Below are 21,629 nucleotides of genomic sequence, written 5' to 3' on the forward strand. Positions count from 1 at the left end.
AATGGATGTTTTAACTTTAATAGGGATGTTAACCAGTTTTTTAGCAATTTTAATCGGCCAAATGTTTGAAGGCGGAAACATACAGGCTTTAATCAATTTATCTGCATTGTTTATCGTACTTGGAGGAACAATTGGTGCCGTCATGGTGCAAACACCACTCAGTACCTTTAGGAGAGCATTTTATATTTTACCCTGGGTCATCAAACCGCCCAAACTTGATTTTGAAGCCTGTCGAAACAAGATGTTTGAGTTAGCACGAAAAGCACGTCAATTGGGATTGCTTTCTCTAGAGGAACACTTGGAAGTTGAGAAAAATCCGCTCATTAGTAAGGGTTTGGAATTGTTGGTTATTGGCGTAGATAAACTCACTATTAGACAAGTTCTGGAAGACGAGATTGATCGAATTGAAGCTCATGACATTCATGCATCACAAGTTTTTGAAAGTATGGGAGGATATAGTCCAACCATAGGAATTATGGGGGCAGTATTAGGATTGATCCAAGTGATGCGTCACTTATCCGACCCAAGCGAATTGGGATTAGGCATTGCGGTTGCTTTCGTTGCTACTATTTACGGGGTTGGAATGGCTAATCTCATTTTTTTACCAATAGCGAATAAATTAAAAAGTTGTGTTGCCCATAAGGTGCACTATGACGAAATGATTGTAGAGGGTTTAGTTGCCATCGCCTCTGGGGAAAGCCCAGGGATCCTGCTATTAAAACTTAATAATTTTGGCCAGCACAAGAAAAATGAAATCAAGAAAAAAAAGAAATGAACAACATAACGACCATCATCGTTGGGTTGTCTCTTATGCAGATTTTATCACCTTGTTATTTGCATTTTTTGTAGTGATGTACGCTATTTCTTCCGTTAATATTTCAAAATACCGATCACTTTCGGAGGGGATGAAATCGGCTTTCAATAAAAAAGATGCAGCTCGTGCGCTCAAATCAACAGACAATAAAAAAGATGGGCCACAAACCAAACAATTTCACGGACTCTATAATGATGGGCTTGATGAACTAAATCAATCGTTATCAGAATTAGAAGATGGAAATTATAAGATTAATCGTCAGGAAGGCTGGATAGAGCTGGATATTAAATCAGGAGCTTTGTTTGAGTCGGGTGAGGCTGATTTAAAACCTGAGGCTTTTGTTAAATTAATGCGATTGGCCAGTAAGATCAAAAAATCTAACTATATTGTTGCAGTAGAAGGGTATACTGATAATGTTCCTATAGAAACTCCTCAATTCCCATCAAACTGGGAGCTTTCAGCCATGCGTGCAGCAGTTGTTGGTCGGATTTTAAATTCATTTGGTATTTCAACACAACATATTTTAGTAACGGGTTACGGCGAACAATTTCCAGTTGCAGATAACATCACGGAACAAGGGAGAGCCGCAAATCGCAGAGTAAGTGTCGTTATTGCCCTGAGTCGAAGTGTTCCTCGCCTTTTTAATCCGGCATTAAGTGAACAAGTGCACCGTGTAGTCATTGGGAATAAGGAAATAAAATGATGATTTTTCTTTTATGTTTGAATGTGGTTATTTTTTTATTAGTAGTGAATTACTTATTAGATCAGCGAAAAAAATTAATTGATTTTCAGGAAAAATTAGATACACAGCAAAAATCAATTGATCAAATTACAAAAGATCATCCTATGTTAATACATGCTGATTTATTGTTCTCCAAGCAATTAAAGGAAATTAATACCCAATTGATTAGTATGGATAACCAGATTCAGGATTTGGAGAATAAACGAGAGAATGATGGTGGTTATCGTCATGCTTTACGCATTTTGGAAATGGGGGGTAATCGGGATGAAATTGTGGAGAGTTGCCATTTATCTCCTGCGGAAGCTGATTTGTTAATGAACTTGCAAGCCTACCGAACCGCTATGAAGACTTCATAATGTTGTTTTTTTGACTGCATTCACGGTAAAATCTCAAGCTTATTTTTTACCAGATCATACTTAATCGTATTGTAGCCTGGGTGAAGCGAAGCGGAACCCGGGAAAGTAGTATTACCGATCCTGGGTTCCGCTTCGCTTCACCCAGGCTACAATAGAAATAAAAGCTTTGACTCAATTACTATTTTTTAAAGAGACACATATGTTAGAAGTAAACCAAATTAATCTTAATCTGGTGGATCTTGAGAAGCGAATTGAAGCGCTTAGGGGGTATCTTTGACTTTGATGCGAAAAGTGAACGTTTGGAAGAGGTTGTCCGAGAATTAGAATCTTCTACAGTTTGGGATAATCCAGAAGTTGCTCAGGCATTAGGTCGTGAAAGAACGCAGCTGGAAGCAATCGTTTTTACTTTAACTCAATTAAGTCAATCCATTAATGATTTTCATGAATTATTTGAGATTGCACGCGACGAAAATGACGAACAGACTATAAATGAAATTAGCAAAGAATTGTCCTCTATTGAGCAAAAAGTTGCTGATCTAGAGTTTCGTCGCATGTTTTCGGGAAAAATGGACAATTCAAATGCTTATTTAGATATTCAGTCAGGCTCAGGTGGAACTGAAGCCCAGGATTGGGCCGAAATGATATTGCGCATGTATTTGCGTTGGGGGGAGCAACATGGATTTATTACTGAATTAATTGAATGTTCTCCAGGAGAGGTCGCTGGTATTAAAAGTGCTACTATTTATTTCAAAGGCGAGTATGCTTTTGGATGGCTGCGTACAGAAAGTGGTGTGCACCGCTTGGTACGGAAATCTCCTTTCGACTCAGGAAATAGACGACATACTTCTTTTGCAGCAGTATTTGTTTCACCCGAAGTTGATGATGATATTGATATAGAAATTAATCCGGCTGATTTACGTATTGATACGTACCGAGCATCCGGAGCTGGGGGCCAGCATGTTAACCGAACTGACTCGGCAGTACGTATTACTCATGCTCCAAGTGGGATTGTAGTACAATGCCAGAATGATCGAAGTCAACATCGCAATAAAGATCAGGCAATGAAGCAGCTGCGTGCTAAATTATATGAATTGGAAATGCAAAAGAAAAATGCAGAGCAGCAGGCATTGGAAGCCAGTAAATCAGATATAGGTTGGGGATCTCAAATCCGTTCTTACGTATTAGATCAATCTCGTATTAAAGATCTACGCACCAGTGTTGAAACGAGCAACACCCAAGCAGTATTGGATGGGGCATTGGATCAATTTATTGAAGCCAGTTTAAAGGCAGGAGTAGGGCAGCATGAGTGATGAGCAAATAGAACATATCGATGAAAGTGAAGTTTATTATATTCGCAAACAAAAATTGGCTGAATTACGTACAAAAGGGTTTAATTTTCCAAACCAGTTCCGTCGTGAAAATCTAGCCCAGGAAATTATAAAGCACTATGATTCTTTGGATAAGGAAACTTTAGCAGAACAACATGTTAAAGTAACTGTAGCGGGTCGTATTGTATTAAGACGTATTATGGGGAAGGCCAGCTTCTTCCATATTCAAGATTTTTCAGGCCGTATGCAAGTATATATTCGAGCAAATGATCTTCCTGAGCAATATGAAGAGTTTAAGCATTGGGACTTAGGCGATATAGTGGGTGTTCAAGGTGAGCTGTTCAAAACAAATACGGGTGAGCTTACGGTACATACGGAACGCGTTGAATTATTAACGAAATCATTGCGACCTTTGCCTGATAAGTTTCATGGCTTAGCAGATCAAGAAATCAAATATCGTAAACGCTATGTGGACTTAATTGCTAATGATGAAAGTCGTCTTACTTTTTTAACACGCTCACGATTAATTCAGGCGTTTAGACAATTTATGGATAAAAACTACTTCCTGGAAGTAGAAACCCCTATGATGCATCCTATCCCTGGTGGTGCTATGGCTCGACCTTTTGTAACGCATCATCATACATTGGATATGACCATGTACTTGCGTATTGCGCCTGAGCTTTATTTAAAACGTCTCGTTGTGGGTGGTTTTGAGCGAGTTTATGAAATTAATCGTAATTTCCGCAATGAAGGTATTTCAACACGCCATAACCCAGAATTTACAATGGTTGAGTTTTATCAAGCCTATGCAGATTATAAGGATTTGATGAATTTTACAGAGGAATTATTACACTACATCTGTGATACAGTAATAGAAAAACGGCAGATTGAATATCAAGGCCAAATTATCGATTTTAATAAGCCATTTACGCGCATGACCGTAAAAGAGGCAATATTATATTATCATCCTGAAATTGATGCTCAGCAACTTGAGAGTATCGTGAGTTGCCGTGCGATTTTACAGAAAAAAGGATTTCCTTTTAAAGAAACTGATGGCTTAGGCAAGCTGCAAATTATATTGTTTGAAGAAACCGTTGAACACCAGTTATTTCAACCTACTTTTATTACGGGTTATCCCACTGAAATATCACCTTTGGCACGTCGCAGTGATGATGATCCAGAAGTGACCGACCGGTTTGAATTTTTTATCGCGGGTCGAGAAATCGCCAATGGATTTTCTGAATTAAATGATGCAGAAGATCAAGCTGATCGTTTTCGTAAGCAAGTTGAAGAAAAGGATGCAGGTGATTTAGAAGCCATGCATTTTGATAGTGATTATATTGAAGCGCTGGAATATGGATTACCTCCCACTGCAGGAGAGGGCATTGGGGTTGATCGCTTGGTTATGTTATTTACCAATTCACAGTCAATCCGTGATGTAATTTTGTTCCCTCACTTGCGTCAATAAAATGAAATTCTTCTTTCATTTGCGAGAGAGATAGTTTTTTGTAGCCCGGATTACGCTGTGCTAATATGGGCTACAATACACCCAGGCTACATTTTAAGAGTTTTTATAGGTCTCCCAAGTATAAAGAATAATAATAATTATCAGGAGGTTTATGTTTGTTACTCAGTTGCAGAAAGCGCTTGCATACATTCGAGAAACACAGGATATAGCCTTATTTACGACAATGGCTGATGCAGGATTATCAGCAGCATTTCGTGCTTCACCCTTGTTTTACATCATGTTACCTTTTATAGGTTTTTTATTGACTGTAAATGCACTAATGAATGGCTATTTACTTGCAAAAGCCAACAATCGCAATTTTGATCTATGGTTTCTTTTTATTACTTCAACAGTTTGTGCCGTGTTAGCAAGCATATCACTTTATGGTGCAGCGATATCAGCATTCCTTAGTTTTAGCTTTACTGCTGGTCCTTGGTTTTTTTTTAGCAGCTTAGCTGTGGCATTGAGCCATCAGCTGCTGATGCTTGGACTCAATTTATTGAGAGCCTATGAATCTCCCCAAAACAGTATTCAGCGTATGCATTACATCCAGGCGGCACTCAATAACTTGTTTGTGATGGCTATTTTAGCTTCTGCTTTGGGGGCAGTTGTCTTTGTATTGCTTTTTCCAATTATCCCTGCTGCAGGCACAGCGTTTTCAATTGCAGCAGTCTTGTTTACTGGTTTTGATATCTTATGGCGCATGATTCCTCGTGAAGGAAAACAATTAATCAAGGGATGGTTTTATTTGAGTAAACCAGAGGTCATTCAGGATGCAATTGCGAACCAGGAGGAGATCTTAAAACCCAAAGATTCTAAAGAAATAAAACCGAAACATCACAGGATGTTTACATGTTGTGATTACAGTGCAGTTATTCGCTTAATGGAGATGGAGAAGGTCAAACCTTATCTGTTAGAACTGATTCAATATAAATTGCAGTTACTAGTACAAAAAGCCGATCCCCAAAATGAAAAAATAAAAGATAAAATTTCTTTACTAAAAGTACTGCTAAGCGAAATAGAAAAGCCTCAAGAAATTTCTAAATCGGATGCATTGCAAAGGTATCCCTTAGCTTTTCAAAGCTTTTGGGCTGAAAAAGGCGAGGTGGAGCAAATATTTGACGCAGTAACTGTTTCTCAGGATCGGCACCGCCATAGGGAAGAAAACAATCCATCAGTCAGAATATGTGCATAAAAAATATAAATAATGTATAAAATTATGTATAATAGTGTCATTGTATTTGCTTATGAAAAAAAATGCGGGATTGAAAATAGGTTATCCAAATCTCGCGTTATGTTATTCGCTATGGTCTATATTAATAATATGCATTAACAAACTGATCGAGCAGTAAAGGAGAGTTTTATATGCCCTTTGAATATCGATCGATTACAGCAAACTGTGGTAATGACACTCTTGGTCCAAGAGCTTGTAAAAAAATTAAGCAGTTAATTGCAAGTGACGGCGATGGTGCCGGTGCCAGTTTTTTTGTTATTAATTGTCAAGAAGTCCATTTCGGAAAGACTCAAAAGCAGTTGGAAGCTCTATTTCCACCAGGCTCAGGTTATAAAGTAGAATGCTTGAGCCAGATGGTAACCCGTACTAAACTGGACACGGTTTTTGGTACTACAGGGATGGCTACCTTTGTTGTTTGTAAGGAAGATTTGGAGCTAACCGTCGTGGGTAAGCCTGTAGAGGCAAGACGAAGTACGGATATACCATTTGGTTCAGCATACAATAAAGGGGGGTTGGTTACCGATTTTACTGTGACACGAACCTCAAACAATGAAAGCATTAAGGTGCAAGCGGTTACTGGACATTTAGATGCAAGTGATGCAGTCAAACGGAATCAAGACTGGCATAATCTCAATAAAGCAACTGTAAAAAAAGTTACCACTTGGACTGGGCTTGTTTCTGCTTGCCCAAATTTAATGCTTTCTGGATATGATGCAAATACCCGAGATAGACTCAATCAGGACGGTACTGGAAGAAATATGTGGTTGGATCCTAATGCTCATCCTGAAATACATGCGCTTGATCGTGTTTCCCTGGCAGCTTCTCGATTCAGCCGACCAGTAACCTATAATCATGTAAAAAGTGAACAAGAACTAGCTGATAGAAACCGTCCCGGTTATTTAAGACGTGGTATGCTTGATCTTGTAACTATCCATGGTGGTAATATTCCAAATGGCACTATAAACCCACAAGGAATTGAAACTGATGACGTAATACAAATTGAACCAGAGCCTAATGATTCTAAGCGTGATCATTACGTGATTATCAGCCCCCCTCAAACATACACCCCTCTTAACGAGTTTGATCGAGTTAAAACGCTAATGGCTTCTCGTTTATATGGGGTTGCTCCAAAAGTAGCTGAAACAATTCTAGCAATGAAGGATGATGCTACATTGGATCCTGAATTGGATCCTAAATTGCAATTGCTTGATTACTACAATCAATATTTAGGTCCCGATGGATTCTTAGATAAGGCGATTGGTTTGCATGTAGATAAATTAGAATGTGTTCAACGTCTAATGGAAAACCCACAAAATGAGCGTTTAGAAAAAAAGCTAAATGAAGTTCTGTTTGATGAACGTGAATGGTGCGCTGACGAGCCAAAACAATTAAAAGCAAAACAAGAGCTTATGCAAGCATTGCTGGATTCATTAGCTGGGTGTGAGCATGCAACAGGTATCGATGCGCGTTTGAATTGCTATCTTGCTCTGAAAGAAAAGATTGCCAATAAAGAAGAAATTGATGCAGGCAAGGCACTTAAGGATGCAGTAATTAAAGCATATCAGGCTCATTATGAAACCTTTTTAACAGAAGTGAGAAAAGAACCGGACTTTCAACTTCAAGAAGCAATGGAGCGAGTATTAATGCAACTTGATGCAATTTGTGATTATAGAAGTGAATATCAATTGGAAATGCTGGATCCAAAAAAATTGGATACAATGACTCATATTATTGCACAATGTTATAAAAGCCTTAACCTGGCCCACACAGGTGAAAGCGAGGAAATGGAAAAAATTAATGGAGAATTAATGACCCTTTCTCATGAGGCAATGAGAAGTTCTTCTTCATTATGGCGAGCTTTAGCTGAGGCCGTGAAGTGCTTTGTGTCTTTAGTTTCCAACCCAACGTTGACTGGGCAGGTAGGTATTGTTCGAGACAAAGAATTATCTGATTCCATAATAAAATATAACTCTGCTCTTTATAAATCAGTTGTCAGAGTTCCTCAAGAAAAGGAAGAAAGCGATCAACTTATTGGTAGACCTTCAAATGGGGGATAAAATAATGCTCCTAGGGAAATCGTTATTTCAATTTAATTAAAGATTAAATGATGAAAAAATCAAACAAAAACAAAGTTTATGAAACTTATGATCAAATTATTGATTGGTATGATGCTCATCGGAATAAAGAGCTGAATATGGAACAATTATATTTGGGAAAAGTAAAAGAATATTTTCCTCGTGGAGGGAGTGTATTGGATGTTGGATGTGGCACAGGTGAGCCTATTGCACGATTTTTTATTGAAGCGGGTTATGAGTTAACCGGTGTTGATGCCAGTAAAAAAATGATAGCTCGCTGCAAGCAAAATTTTCCGAATGCTCAATGGATCTTAGCGGATATGCGCGCGATGGAATTTAATGAGCAATTCGATATAGTGATTGCATGGCATAGCTTTTTTCATTTACCTCAAGCCGATCAAAGAAGTACGTTGAGTTTATTGTCTTCCTTAGTTAAACCTAAAGGTTTATTACTTTTTACTTCGGGCCCTGAAGCAGGAGAGGTTTGGAGCGATAATGGTGGTTATGATTTATATCATGCTTCACTGGATACCAAGGAATACGAAACGATTTTACATAGCAATAAATTGCAGGTATTGGTACATAAAATTCGCGATCCAGATTGTGGGGGCGCAACAGTATGGCTTGCTCAGAAGAGTTCATTTTTCTAAATTTTCAATAAGTACTCACTTATCGCGCCGCTCACTTCATTATTTTCGTTCAACCACCCCATTTTCCTCATCACTTCCTGACTGCGTTTTCCACTGCCTTGTTTGGAATGACCTTGAGCATGTTCAACTAACTCTTTTAAGGACATGTCATTATTAACATAGCTTGTAGCAAAAAATGAATAGAAACCACACCATGCTTTTTGATCGGAGGTAAATTTTGCATTATATTTTTGAATAAAATCGTTTTTTAACTTTTCAGCTTCCAATCGTTGTTTTTCCAACTCTATATTTTCTTTTGCTAAAACAAGATGTGTATTTAAAAAGTCAATATTGGTGGGATTTCCATATTTTGTAGCTGTAGCCATAATTTGATCAATTTTTTCTTTAGGCAAATCAGTAGGATTAGGATGGATTTTGAAAGCGCGCTGGAGTAAAACAGGTTCATCGAGGGAGAGAGCGGACTTCATGAACTCAACAAAACCCTCGGGAGAAATATTTTTATTTTCAAAGTCTTTTAATTCATTTAACAATTGGGTAAAAAAATTAACTCCCTGCTTTCTTGCTTGAGCTAGAGCTTCATGAAGAATCGCGTCATTGTTTAAAACTTGAATTAAATCATCTTCAATTTCTTTTACAAACGCAAAAGAATGAGATAACTCATTATTTGAGTTTTTATAAGACATTTCGAGCATAGTACAAGCAACGTTATTTGCTAGATGCTCTAATCCTCGAAGAGGATGGTAAAAAAGATCGGATTTGCTTCTAGTGCCTGATTTTAAATCCTCTAGGGTTGGAACATAGGGTAATTCTGGTCCTGAAAAATCTGAGACAACATCCCAAAACATAAAACCTATTACTGGGGGCTCATTAGATTCATCGGGAGGTAATTTAAAATAAAAATGCTGGCTATCATCTAAGGAGCCTAGAATGCCAATTGGCAACGAAAATGTGAATGCGGTTGCATATTCATGGATGATTCTTTCCATCATTTTTACCGCGAATGCCTTATCCTTCAGGCGTTTTTTCATGGCACTAATGTCTGGAGGTGTACCAATAACCCTTTGATCTCCTTTGGGGTTATAAATAACAATGGATTCTTCTTCGCAAAGACTTTCAAAATCTTTTGTCACAAGAACATTAATTGTATGTGGCGGTTTTCCTGGTTCTCGAATTTCAATTGGAGCAATTTCAAATCGTTGTGTTTTTAACCCTAAGTCAGTAATTTGATCAAGTAAGTATTTTTCCGCTTGAATTTTGTTATCCCAATTACCCCAACCTTTATTAGGGATAAAAAAGCATTGGTTTGTGCCTTTAATCTTATAGACATGTTTTTCGGAACCACCACCAATTCGTTCACAATCCGTTTTTTTAAAAGTTTTACCGTTTAAAGTTAAGGTAGTTTCTTGATTTGATGCATAAAAAAGAGTTAGCCATTCTTTCATTTGTTATAGGGTAAAGATTGGGGTGCCCATTATTTTGCCATTTGAATTAAATAATGGCAATGGTTTTTATAAATTGATCATCTTGGGGAGGCAAACAGGTAATATTACAAAAAATCCTGTATACCTGGTATTGAATTAATTGGCTGCAAGATATCAGTTTCTTCAACTGAGAAAGATGGAGTGTTATCCGGTTTAATCCCAAAAATAGTTTGAGTATTTACCCCCAGCAATGCATTAGAGCGTGCTTGCTTTAGTTTCTCTGTTTCTTCATTGACACGTAGATCTTGAGGGGCTAATTTTCTCGCTTCAGCAAGCGAATTTTCTGCTTCTCCCCAATTTTTTTCAAGTCGATAACAGCATGCTATATTTAACCAGGCATCCGCTCGATCTTGAATGTCAACGGTTCGTTCAAGAATCGTTACAAACGTTTTTCTTGCTTCCATGTACATCCCTTGTTTGAATGAACATATACCCATTTGATTGAGTGCAGGAATATGATTTTTATCCAGATCAAGAGTTAAAGAATATAAAATTTGAGCTATTGTATACTCTTTGTTTTGGTACAGATGATGTCCAAATTGCGCATAACATTCGGTTAAATTCTCTGTGATCATTTGGTGAAGTGAATGGTCATCTTTATGACAATGAGCCAGTGCTTCCCGATAATAGTGAATAGCACATATAAAATTCACGCTAATGTCTTCTTGAGTATTTTTCTCTTCTGCTAATTGATTTAGTAGATCAATACATTGTTCGTGCCAGCTCGCCACTGAATGTAAAAGCATTGGATTATCACGGCATAGTGCCAAGGCTGACGTGAGTGCAATTTGCGCATCCCTAAGTAAAATAAAACAATTATTTAAATGCGACTTGAGATAATTTTGAGCAAGCTTCATATAACTTAACCCCAAATTATGTCGTGCCGATACACAATTAAAGTCATTCTCAATCGCAGCAAAATAATATGTGATTGCAACCTCATCTTGGTTGTCAGCAGCATAGCATTGTCCTAAAAGCTCAAAGGCATAAGACCAGTTGTCCCGATTTTTTTTGTTCATAGTTAATTCAATAAAGCGATTTAAATAAGAAATGGCCTCATTTTTTTCATCAGACAAAAAGCATGTTTGACCTAAAAGAAAATAAGTATCCGGTATTTCATGATTTAGACTAATCGCTTGAAGGAATAGTTTTTTAGCGTGTATATACTCACCTTTTTTAAAAGCCTCTACACCTTGTATATGGAGCGAATGAAACATATTGTCATCCTTAGAGTAGTTTAAATGCTTTTACGTTGTATATGCTAAATCAACCCCAAATTTAGAATATAATAAGCAGATGTTTTTGAATAGTCATTGCACTGATGAGGGCATCTTATGGTCATGGTACTGGGCGTTAGTGGGGTATCAGGTGCTGGTAAAAAGAGCTTTTGGATGAGTTGGAATTATATTTAAATGAAGCCAGAACCTTATTTTTTGATGAAGAATTGAAAAAAAACGCAGATTTTATTCTTGATGGCATGTCTAAAATTGAGTTGCAAGTACAAATAATTAAACGTTTTTTTAGCTGTGGGAAAATATGTAATGCAAACAAATCCGATTATTGAACTAGGCATTTGGTTGGAGAGTGAACGAAAGGCAGGGGCACCTAATCCGAACCATGCTGTTTTATCTTCTACTGCATCAGATGGTGCCGCACATGGTCGTGTTGTTGCTGTTCGTGAAATTTCGGAGGAAGGAATTTTATTCTTTACGCAAAAGGCTACGCGCAAAGTAGGAGAATTGAAAAGCAATCCCTGCGTAAGTCTGGTTTTCTGGCTGGAACTTTTGCAACGAGAAGTGATTATTGAGGGTAATGTATACCGTTTAAATTATGAAGAGAATAAAAAATATTGGGAAACTTACCCGCAATGGGCCCAAATTCGTTTTTTAAGTTACGCATCTACTTCGATGCAAGTAATTGATAACAAAAATACTCTCGAAGAAAAGCGTCAGAAGCTTGCGGATTCGTTTGATGGCAAATCAATTCCTTTCAGCTCCGAGTATTGTGGTTTTCGTGTACAACCTCAACGTTTCGTGTTCTATGCCTATCGGCAGGATGAATTGTCGGATGTTTGGGAGTATGGTTTAAAACAAAATGAATGGTATTTACAATGCTTATCGCCTTAAAATGGTGTTCAACGGTATGTAGCTCAAAAATAAGTTTAGTGAAGCAGAGTGAACTGCTTCACCAACGTTATAATTATTTTATTTAGCTGAACTGAAATTGAGAATGATGCTCCATTAACCTATCATGAGCTTGTATTAAACAATCGAGACAACATTTTGTAACTTTTGCATAGTCATCACTGGTTAATACGGTTTCAAGGTGTTTCAATAATTTCTCAATAATTTCCTGAAGTTCTAAGCCTAAAAAGGAAATATTAGCTTGGCTTTCAGTAGAAAATTGCAGTCTTAGATGGCTAATAAATTTTTCAGGTGGTGTACGTAGTAATGAACGGACGAATGGTTTTAAAAGAGGGGCATAGGTCTTTGATAAACCATTTAGTTTTTCATTAGCTTCGTATGCTGTTTGGGTTTCTTTTGCGCAAGCTAATGAAAATAACTGGAGTGCCATTTGAATGGCTGGATTAAATCGTTTATCTTTAAAAACCGAACTTTCTTTTTTTAAGTTGATCGCAGCAAATAATAAAGAATGAGCTATTTTTTCTAGAGATTTTTCAGTTCTTTGGGCTTCTGAATATTCATCTCTTGTATAGAAGTATGCATGAGCCCATTTATTGAATTCATTTAAAAACTTCTTACTATCTTCTGCAGATTGGGATAAATGTGGTTGTGTCCCAAAAGTTTGCACTCCCAGATTAGGTTCTGACATAGGCAGAGCCATAATATTGTCATCATAAGTCAGCGCCATAGGTTCTGGCATGTGCAGAACCATAACGTTATCATTATGAGTTATCACCATGGGGGCAATATCAAGGGCAGCGGTACTTAGAATTTCTAAACCACTCAATTCAAATGGTGTAGTTCCATTTTCAGAATTTGTATTTGTGGAATTTGATGCACTTGTTTGATTATTACTTGTATCTTGTTTTTTCTTTTTTGTTTTGGATAAAGCTTCCATCTCTTCATCTTCATCGAAATCAACTACCGGAGCAGTATTAGTGTGATAACGCTTTGTTGTTTGTTGTGCTGCCGTGGTATCAAATAATTTTTTTGCTAATTTAAACCCTTTATCAATATAATTTAAGAGATCATTATCGATGGAAAGTTGCTCTCTAAGTATTGGATCTTTATAACTCTTATTCAGGATTTTTTTAAAATTATTATATTCATGAATAATGCTTCTTAACTCTTTTCGAATGGAGGTAGTATCTTGTGAATTACTCTTTATTTCTTTTTCAATAAAAAAGAGTCGCATATCAGCTTTAAGGAGTTTAATCTTCTGCAATTGAAAGTTGGCGATGAGTAACTGTTCTGAGTGTTCTTCACTTAACAGTGCAGGGGGAAGTGACTCATTGGTGTCAATAGTTCTCTGAAAACAATCCGCTGCTTTGTTTAAAAGAACAAGTAGATCATCAAGGTTGGTGTTTTTTTTATTTTCAAGTGCATATTGAATGTAGCTGTCTGCGATAATTAAGAGAACCCGGTTATTTTCCACCACATCAAAAGCAGAGGCTCGTTTAAAGATTTTTCTTAAATCAGAATCAGGTATTTTTTCAAATAGCTTAATATTTGCTGCTAATAATTTTACTTGCTTTGGATCAGCTAAATACGTATTAAAATTAGTAAGTACTTTTTTATATATATTCGTTAATATGGACATAGGTACCCTTTGAAGAACAGTCAACAGCTCAACGCTGTTTCACTCATTAAATTAATTAAATTTATAAGGGGCGAATTATGATGCAGAATGTTGAAAAAAACACTATTAAAACAGTATTTTTTGTAAAATTGTTCAATAATGGATTCAATGCAGGTTGAATTTTAAAATCCAACCTGTTTGATCGTTACATACCAGAATAATTAGGTCCGCCACCGCCTTCAGGTGCATGCCAGACAATATTTTGTCGCGGGTCTTTGATATCACAGGTTTTACAATGAATGCAATTTTGAGCATTGATTTGTAATCTAGGACCCTGTTCTTCTTCGATAATTTCATATACTCCTGCAGGACAATATCGGCCTTCAGGGAATGCATAGGTTTTTAAATTGACGTCAATTGCCAATAAAGGTTTTTTCAATACGAGATGGCAGGGTTGATTTTCTTCATGATAGGTATTTGATAAAAAGACAGATGAAAGTCTATCAAAAGTGAGAACTCCATCAGGTTTAGGGTAATCTATTTTCTTGGCTTTACTTGCTGGAATCAATGTATTGTGATCCGCATGATTGGTTAGGGTCCATGGAGAATGGCCACGTGTAATATAAGTTTCGAGCGCTGCATTGAGCAAACCTGGAATCAAGCCGTATTTAAATCCTGGTCGTATGTTACGTACTGAGTGAAGTTCTTGATCCAGCCAAGAATTTTTGACTTTTTGAGAATAAGTGAATAATTCAAATTGGGAAGGGTTTTCTTGCTGTAATGCGTCGAAGCATGCTTCCGCTGCAAGCATGCCTGATTGCATTGCTGTATGTATTCCTTTAATTTTAGGAACGTTAAGAAAACCAGCAGCATCACCAATTAATGCACCACCTGGAAAAGTAAGTTTTGGTAAAGATTGCCATCCACCTTCGTTGAGTGCACGTCCACCATAACTGATTCGTTCACCTCCAGCTAATATAGGTTGTACTAATGGATGTGTTTTGAAACGTTGAAATTCTGCAAAAGGGCTTAACCAGGGATTTTTATAATCCAAACCTACGACAAAACCAATGGCAACGCGTTGATTCGATAAATGATATATAAATGAACCACCATAAGTTGCATGATCCATTGGCCAGCCTACTGTATGAATCACTTTTCCGGGTTTATGTTGCTCTGGTTTGATCTGCCAAATTTCTTTTATACCCAAACCGTACGTTTGTGGATTAGATTTATCTCTAAGATGATAACGAGCCATTAGGTTTTGGCTCAGTTGGCCACGACATCCCTCGGCAAGCAAAGTCTGTTTCGCAAGCAAATGCATTCCAGGTTGGTAATTGTTTGTTTTTTCCTTATTTTTATCGAGGCCCACACTCCCAGTTGCAACACCAATTACTTGATTCTGATCATTATAAAGCGCTTGAACCGCAGCAAAACCAGGGTAGATTTCACAACCCAGAGATTCTGCTTGTTGCGCAAGAAACATGCAAAGCTCACCCAGGCTAATAATATAATTGCCTTCATTATGCATGGGTTTGGGAGTAGGAAGTTTATAGGCGCTTTTTTTAGTTAGAAAATAAAAAAGATCTTCAGTTACTGCAGTATCTAAAGGTGCATCCTGCCAGGTTTCTGGAAGAAGCTCTTTAAGGCTTCTCGGCTCTAAAACTGCCCCGGAAAGAATGTGAGCTCCAACTTGAGCCCCTTTTTCCAAAATGCAAACCGATAATTCTTTTTGAGCGGCTAAGGCCAATTGTTTTAATTTAATCGCGGCAGATAACCCCGCCGGTCCTGCACCGACGATGATTACATCAAATTCCATGGTTTCGTGTTCCACGCGCGCTCCTAACTGTGATTACAAAGGATAAAATAATCGCTTTTCTATGCTTTAAGATCAAGATTTATATTGAAAATTAGTGCCTTGTAGCTCAGCTTCATAAAATCTAACGGTAAATGGAATAGGGATCATTGTCTTCACAACAATCAGTTGTTGCAGAAACAGCTGTCGCTGCTGATCGAGTAAAGAGGGAAATAAGACTATGTGGAATACTAAGAACTGTTAGTAATGCACCTGCAGCAGTTCCAAGAAGTGATAAACCTACTAGTGCAAGGCTGTCTGCGATGCCTTCTAATGCAGTATTACGATGCTCCACACTCATCATGACAATCGACAAAAGGCCATACAACAGGAAGCCAACGAAGTAACAGGCAGCAATAACTGCCGTAAATGCCATAAGGGCTGTACCAATTGTCGAAGCTAATGGATACCAAATCGGCGCCAGTAACTCTCCTGCCAATTCTTTACCCTCCTGATAAGGGGTAAAAAAACCGGGACGCTCTTTATATTTACTAACGGTGCGTTCGATGACTCCTGAAAGATAATGTTCATCTCCTGCTTCATCTTTAAAATCTAATATTTCGCTTATATCATTCCAGCCAATTAAATTGAGCATAAAAATCCTCCGATGATTCAGCTTTGCGCAGAGTATCTAATTTTATGAATACAGTCAATTAGTTAACCCTGAACAATGTCGAATTGTTACTCTTTTATATAATCGAATTTTTGACCAAAATTGTTATATAGGAATAATGAAATGAAGTAACAGAATTTAGCAAAATAGGCTAAACTGATGTGTAGAAAAAGAAAAATCCAAAAGGAGCTTGTGAATGAAAACAGCACTTGGTCTATTGCTTCTCAGTTGCTCAATGATGGCTTCTGCAAATGATAATTCAACTATGGAAGTTAACGCGAATAATCCTAATTTTGTTGTAAGCTTACCTGCAAATCCAACTACAGGATTTCAATGGAAGGTCGTCCATTTTGATAAAAATTTATTAACCCTTAGCAGCAGTACTTTTGAAAGACCAAAGACTAATCTTATTGGTGCTGGTGGTCAAATGCACTTCACTTTTGCATTACAGAAAGGAAAAAGCTACCCTGCAAGTACTGTGATTGTACTTAAATATGCTCGTTCCTGGGAGCCTGAAACTGCAACAGTTAAAAAAATTACAGTGAATTTTGTAAAAACAGATGGGAATTAGGGTGAGTTAGTGTGGATACTCAGCAAAAAACAAAAGGATATTCGTGCTTTAAACCGAATGACTCTATTGAGTACCTAGCTTCTGCAAAAATGAAATAAAAAAAGTATAATCGGAGTACGATTTACCTAATTTTAATTTATTCAACAATGTCTCTCAACAACACTAAGTGACAACAAGCTTGTCTGAGGCTCTTTTTGAATAAGTTCAGCAATACTATTGAAATTTTTGTACTATTTATTACGCTCTTAATGAGAATATTTTAACTACCAAGAGATGTTAGATATTATAAGGATGTTATCTCATGAAAAAAATTATAGTTTGTGGCGCATTATTCAATTTGATCTGTCTTCAAGTATATGCTGCGCAAACCCCAGATGCTATTTCTGAAAAAATATCCACGAGCGTCAAACCCTATCGGGGGTTACAGCAAGCAGAGGCAGTTCATCCAAAAAAGACAAACACTACCCACCAATCAATCGGAATCAATTGTGATTATAGGATTTCAGCTGAAACTCAAATTGATAAAACTTTAATGGCCAACTGGGCAAAATATGCTGTACTCCATTCCTTTGATTTTGATTCTCTATCTCTTGATGGTCAATTGAAAAATTTACGAGCATGTTATACTAAAAATGGATGGCTAAGCTTCACTAATGCATTAAAAGACAATATTAATTCAATTAAAACACAAAATCTAATTGTAAGCAGTACATTGGATGGAGAAGTTCAACTTATTGATGTTCAAGAAAACCAATGGAAAATGAATGTACCTATTAAAGTTCTTTATAAAAACGATAAAGAAGAGGTGACGCATTTTCTCAATGTTTACATAATTATCAGCTGGAGAAACGCATTTAAACTTGGGATAGTTCAAATGGTCGCTACACCCCGTTCTGCCTCATTATCTCAAAAAGCAATATCAATGAGAGAGGCGATGAAAGGTCTTTCTTTTAGTGTGGCTGAGCAAATAAACAAGGCGGAAAGCCTGCAAAAAGAGGTTTCTTCGTTTATGGCCTCTTTATTCGTCAGTGCGCCAAGGGCACCTTTTTCTGAGATAGATGGCGCTCTAAGTCAGCCACAATTAGGTCTAAAAATAGAGCGAGATAATGCAAAACTGCTTCAACATCTCGTTAAGATACAAAAGCATCAATACCATGAGAAATCAATAGAAACTCAGACAGCAAACTTAATTCTTGATGAGTATAAAAATTTGGTGAAAATAGTGGGAATAGAAAAGTCTGCTAAGGCTGGTGTTGAGTGGGCTAAAAATCAGTTCCTTGCTGTTAAAACCGATGTCTTTGATACTAAATTGCCTCAATTACTCTCCTCTTTTAAAGAAAGAGGAACTGTTGGATTTAATTCTGCATTACAAAATTTAAAAGCAATTAAAATTCAAATTCCAGCCAGTCAGCAGAGAGATAAGAAATCACAACGTGTCGAAAATAAAAAAAATCAATGGAACATTACCTTCCCAATGCAAGTAGCTCAACAAAATGATAAGAATCAAATTACCCAATTGAACGTTAATTTAACTATAGGCAGGAACACAAATGGTGAGCCCGTCATTTTAAAAGTGAACGCCATTCCGAGCGGGACTACTTCGTCTTCCAACAATACTGAGATTGTGGCATCCAATGCACACATACCTTCCAGTCAGCAACGAGCAGGTTCGATTCAAAAAATACAAAGGAATAATGAAATAAAACCAGTTCAAGGTCTTGAGATTTCACAAGAAGCTCAAGTTCCCAATATTATTTTTAACACATCATCTGAGCAACTAAATCGGCCAGAGACAATTAATTGTGATTTCAAAATTCCAGACGGAATGGCAAAGATTGATGAAGGACTGGCTATAAAATGGGCAGAAAATGCCGCGATCCAATCTTTTGACTTTAACTCTGCATCTATAGATACCCAGTTAGAGAAATTAAAGTCTTGTTATACTGCAAAAGGTTGGGAACACTTTAAGAATGCATTAGACAAATCAGGGAACATAGAGGCAATTAAATCACAAAATCTCATTATGAGCAGTAAGGTGAGTGGTCAAACAAAACTAGTTGGAATTAAAAAAAATCAATGGAATATGGAGTTACTTCTACAAGTTATTTATCAAAACAAACAAGTCAAAGTAATTAAGTTTCTGAATGTTAATTTATCTATGGAACGTAAACCTTCAGGCGAGTTCGGTATTACGCGAATTATTGCGACACTTAATGATCCAGAGAGCACTAATAAAGCAGCGACTAATTTATCTAATAAGAACATCGATTCAGTTCAAAATACGCAACAACCCACAATGGAACAACAAAAAAAAGTAGATTTGATCGATTGTGATTATAAAATTCCTGTTGAAATGAAAAATATTAATCAAGATATCATCTCGGATTGGGCTGAGTATGCTGTAACTAAGTCTTTTGATTTTGATTCTGAATCTATAGATACCCAATTGAAGAAATTGCAATCCTGCTATATGGAGCAGTCATGGTATGAATTTATAAATTCCTTGGAAAAATCAGGTAAGATGAAAACATTTAAAACCAAAAAATTAAGGGCAACAAGTCAAATAGATGGAAAAATCCAACTCATTGAATCTAGGGATAACATATGGACACTTTCCCTTCCTTTAAAGATTAACTATCAATTCGAAAGTGGTAATGTAATGCAATTGCTCAATGTTGATTTAACTATAGGCAGGAAAAGTACTGGTGGTCTTGGGATAATACAACTAAATTCTTCATTACGTGTCGCGTCCATCCCACGAAGCACAGAGCTTCTTGCAAGTCCTGAGCATGCGTTGGGTTAGGGTTATGTGACGGGTAGCCTGGGTGCAGCGCAGCGAAACCCGGGTTTAAGAAGTTTTGCCCCCGGGTTTCGCTGCGCTGCACCCAGGCTACAGGAATTATCATGCTTTTTTAAATTGAAATGGCAAATATCTTGGTTCCCAAAACATATCTGCTATCAATTTTTCCAAATCTGCATCATGATTTTTTTGCGCGAGCCCAGAATCAATAGCACAACGTGCTACTGCTGCTGCAATTTCCTTAGCAACAATTTGTGCATCATCTAAAGAAGGTAATAAAGGTAAGTAACTTTCTTTTTTACTTGGTGCAAACTTACATAAAGCACGTGCTGCAGCCAGGATCATGTCTTTTGTTAATTTCGTTGCATTAACAGCAAGTACTCCTAATCCTATTCCAGGAAAAACCAATGCATTATTGCATTGGGCAATCTGCACCATACGATTATGGTATTCAACTGCAGGAAAAGCAGTTCCTGTAGCAATTAATGCTCTTCCTTGACTCCATATTAGTATATCTGCTGGTTTTGCTTCGCATTTTTCATCTGGATTTGATAATGGAAAAATGATAGGGCGTTCGCAATTGACAGACATGGTTTCAATGATATCTTGTGAGAAAGCTCCTGGTTGAGCAGAACAACCAATAAGAATAGTGGGTTTAACATGTCTTACAGTGTCAGTCAGGGATGGATGTTGTTTTTCATTAATAGCCCATTTCTCTACCTCTTTAGGATCTCGTGCATAACACTTTTGTGCTTCAGTAAGATCTGGGTCAGTGCTGAGTAGTAATCCTTGACGATCAATTAGCCAAAAACGTTGATAGGCTTCTTCCGGGCTGATTCCTTCGCGAACCATAGCATCAATAATTTGATCACTAATACCCGTTCCCGCTGAGCCTGCACCAAAAACAACAATACGTTGTTCATGTAATTTTGAATCGGTTACATCACATGCTGCTAATAATGCAGCCAAAGTAACTGCACCAGTACCTTGAATATCATCATTGAAGGTACACAATTGATCTTGGAATTTTTCCAGGATGCGTCGTGCATTCCCTCGGCCAAAATCCTCCCAGTGTAAGAATGCATTGGGAAATTGTTTGTGGATTTCATGAACAAAAGTGGAAATAAAGTCATCATAAGCTGCAGGGCTGATGCGTGGATGGCGACAGCCTAGATACATAGGATCATTGAGTAGTTCCTGATTGTTTGTACCTACATCAAGAAAAACCGGCAGAGTACGAGTCGGTTCAATTCCACCACATAAACAATAGACCATTAGTTTGGCAACAGGAATATCCATTCCCCCGATTCCTTGATCCCCAATGCCTAAAACACCTTCCCCATCAGTTACAACGATTACGTCGATTTCAGGGTTGGAACGATTTTTTAATATTTCTTCTATTTGATTTTTATCTGAATGGGAAATATACAATCCTCGAGGTTGCCTGTACTCATGACTAAAACGCTTTACTGCGGTTCCTACTATTGGAGTATATATTGTAGGCAACATTTCACCTAAATGGCGGTTGATCAATTTATAGAAAAGAATTTGATTCTTATCATGTAAATTATTCAAGTAAATATTTTGCTGTAACCGTGTGGTATAACTGGAATACTGCAAATAGGCGCGTTTGACTTGTTCATCCAGTGTCTCAACTCGATGGGGGAGTTTACCTAACAGGCCGAACTCTTTTCTTTCTTCATTTGTGAATGCGGTCCCTTTATTTAATTGGGGCGTAGTGAGAAGTGGTTTACCACAAAGGGAGGTTTCAATATATTGTTCTCCTGTTTGTGGATCACGTAGCAATTTAAAATCAAGCATGGTTATCTCATAAGATGGCG

17 protein-coding genes are annotated in these 21,629 nt (G+C 37.3%); 11 read left to right on the forward strand and 6 right to left on the reverse strand.

The window, feature by feature from the left end; all coding sequences use genetic code 11:
* Position 1: 1 nt before the first annotated feature.
* The 8 genes from Lstg_RS00735 to Lstg_RS00770 all read left to right on the forward strand — a co-directional run bounded on the left by Lstg_RS00735 (position 2) and on the right by Lstg_RS00770 (position 8,706).
* Positions 2 to 775: a flagellar motor protein gene (locus Lstg_RS00735; RefSeq protein WP_058475750.1), complete on the forward strand. Its 774-nt coding sequence runs from the start codon at positions 2 to 4 to the stop codon at positions 773 to 775.
* Positions 750 to 1,517, forward strand: a complete 768-nt coding sequence (locus tag Lstg_RS00740; RefSeq protein WP_058475751.1) for a flagellar motor protein MotB — start codon at positions 750 to 752, stop codon at positions 1,515 to 1,517. Before Lstg_RS00735 ends, Lstg_RS00740 begins: the two co-directional genes overlap by 26 nt.
* A complete protein-coding gene (locus tag Lstg_RS00745) occupies positions 1,514 to 1,912 on the forward strand; it encodes a DUF2802 domain-containing protein (RefSeq protein WP_058475752.1) in 399 nt (132 codons plus the stop codon). The genes Lstg_RS00740 and Lstg_RS00745 overlap by 4 nt, the downstream gene beginning before the upstream one ends.
* A gap of 199 nt (positions 1,913 to 2,111) precedes the next feature.
* Positions 2,112 to 3,222, forward strand: a protein-coding gene (prfB, locus tag Lstg_RS00750; RefSeq protein WP_115324560.1) for a peptide chain release factor 2 whose coding sequence is annotated in 2 segments (ribosomal slippage) — positions 2,112 to 2,186 and positions 2,188 to 3,222 — 1,110 coding nt in all. Because the reading frame shifts where the segments join, the coding sequence is not laid out codon by codon here.
* Positions 3,215 to 4,708 (forward strand): lysine--tRNA ligase, encoded by a 1,494-nt coding sequence (lysS, locus tag Lstg_RS00755; RefSeq protein WP_058475753.1) that lies wholly within the window; start codon positions 3,215 to 3,217, stop codon positions 4,706 to 4,708. The genes prfB and lysS overlap by 8 nt, the downstream gene beginning before the upstream one ends.
* 151 nt (positions 4,709 to 4,859) lie before the next feature.
* Complete coding sequence (locus Lstg_RS00760) at positions 4,860 to 5,942, forward strand: hypothetical protein (RefSeq protein ID WP_058475754.1); 1,083 nt, start codon at positions 4,860 to 4,862, stop codon at positions 5,940 to 5,942.
* 170 nt (positions 5,943 to 6,112) lie between these two features.
* Positions 6,113 to 8,038, forward strand: coding sequence for a hypothetical protein (locus tag Lstg_RS00765; RefSeq protein WP_058475755.1), 1,926 nt, complete (start codon positions 6,113 to 6,115; stop codon positions 8,036 to 8,038).
* A gap of 50 nt (positions 8,039 to 8,088) precedes the next feature.
* Positions 8,089 to 8,706: a methyltransferase domain-containing protein gene (locus tag Lstg_RS00770; protein ID WP_058475756.1), complete on the forward strand. Its 618-nt coding sequence runs from the start codon at positions 8,089 to 8,091 to the stop codon at positions 8,704 to 8,706.
* Here Lstg_RS00770 and Lstg_RS00775 read toward each other — a convergent pair.
* Both Lstg_RS00775 and Lstg_RS00780 read right to left on the reverse strand, forming a co-directional pair.
* Complete coding sequence (locus Lstg_RS00775) at positions 8,703 to 10,148, reverse strand: hypothetical protein (RefSeq protein WP_058475757.1); 1,446 nt, start codon at positions 10,146 to 10,148, stop codon at positions 8,703 to 8,705. The two genes, Lstg_RS00770 and Lstg_RS00775, sit on opposite strands and share 4 nt — an antisense overlap.
* Before the next feature lie 104 nt (positions 10,149 to 10,252).
* On the reverse strand, positions 10,253 to 11,404 hold the full coding sequence (locus Lstg_RS00780; protein ID WP_058475758.1) for a tetratricopeptide repeat protein: 1,152 nt from the start codon (positions 11,402 to 11,404) through the stop codon (positions 10,253 to 10,255).
* 324 nt (positions 11,405 to 11,728) lie between these two features.
* Here Lstg_RS00780 and Lstg_RS00785 point away from each other — a divergent pair, with 324 nt between their 5' ends.
* Positions 11,729 to 12,313 (forward strand): pyridoxine/pyridoxamine 5'-phosphate oxidase, encoded by a 585-nt coding sequence (locus Lstg_RS00785; protein ID WP_058475759.1) that lies wholly within the window; start codon positions 11,729 to 11,731, stop codon positions 12,311 to 12,313.
* A gap of 82 nt (positions 12,314 to 12,395) precedes the next feature.
* Here the strand turns inward: Lstg_RS00785 and Lstg_RS00790 are convergent, their stop codons facing one another.
* The 3 genes from Lstg_RS00790 to Lstg_RS00800 form a co-directional block, all read right to left on the reverse strand.
* Positions 12,396 to 13,970 (reverse strand): hypothetical protein, encoded by a 1,575-nt coding sequence (locus tag Lstg_RS00790; protein WP_058475760.1) that lies wholly within the window; start codon positions 13,968 to 13,970, stop codon positions 12,396 to 12,398.
* Positions 13,971 to 14,154: 184 nt separating this feature from the next.
* Positions 14,155 to 15,783, reverse strand: a complete 1,629-nt coding sequence (locus Lstg_RS00795; RefSeq protein ID WP_058475761.1) for an electron transfer flavoprotein-ubiquinone oxidoreductase — start codon at positions 15,781 to 15,783, stop codon at positions 14,155 to 14,157.
* A 106-nt stretch (positions 15,784 to 15,889) separates the two neighbouring features.
* Positions 15,890 to 16,399 (reverse strand): hypothetical protein, encoded by a 510-nt coding sequence (locus Lstg_RS00800; protein WP_058475762.1) that lies wholly within the window; start codon positions 16,397 to 16,399, stop codon positions 15,890 to 15,892.
* 214 nt (positions 16,400 to 16,613) lie between these two features.
* Between Lstg_RS00800 and Lstg_RS00805 the strand changes: the two genes are divergently transcribed.
* Together Lstg_RS00805 and Lstg_RS00810 are read left to right on the forward strand one after the other, a co-directional pair.
* Positions 16,614 to 16,988: a protease inhibitor I42 family protein gene (locus Lstg_RS00805; RefSeq protein ID WP_058475763.1), complete on the forward strand. Its 375-nt coding sequence runs from the start codon at positions 16,614 to 16,616 to the stop codon at positions 16,986 to 16,988.
* A gap of 301 nt (positions 16,989 to 17,289) precedes the next feature.
* Entirely contained in the window at positions 17,290 to 19,791 is a 2,502-nt protein-coding gene (locus Lstg_RS00810) for a DotI/IcmL family type IV secretion protein (RefSeq protein WP_058475764.1), read from the forward strand.
* 99 nt (positions 19,792 to 19,890) lie between these two features.
* Here Lstg_RS00810 and Lstg_RS00815 read toward each other — a convergent pair whose 3' ends face one another.
* Positions 19,891 to 21,609, reverse strand: a complete 1,719-nt coding sequence (locus Lstg_RS00815; protein ID WP_058475765.1) for an NAD-dependent malic enzyme — start codon at positions 21,607 to 21,609, stop codon at positions 19,891 to 19,893.
* Positions 21,610 to 21,629 lie beyond the last annotated feature (20 nt).

The organism is Legionella steigerwaltii, from assembly GCF_001468065.1.
GTDB lineage: Bacteria > Pseudomonadota > Gammaproteobacteria > Legionellales > Legionellaceae > Legionella > Legionella steigerwaltii.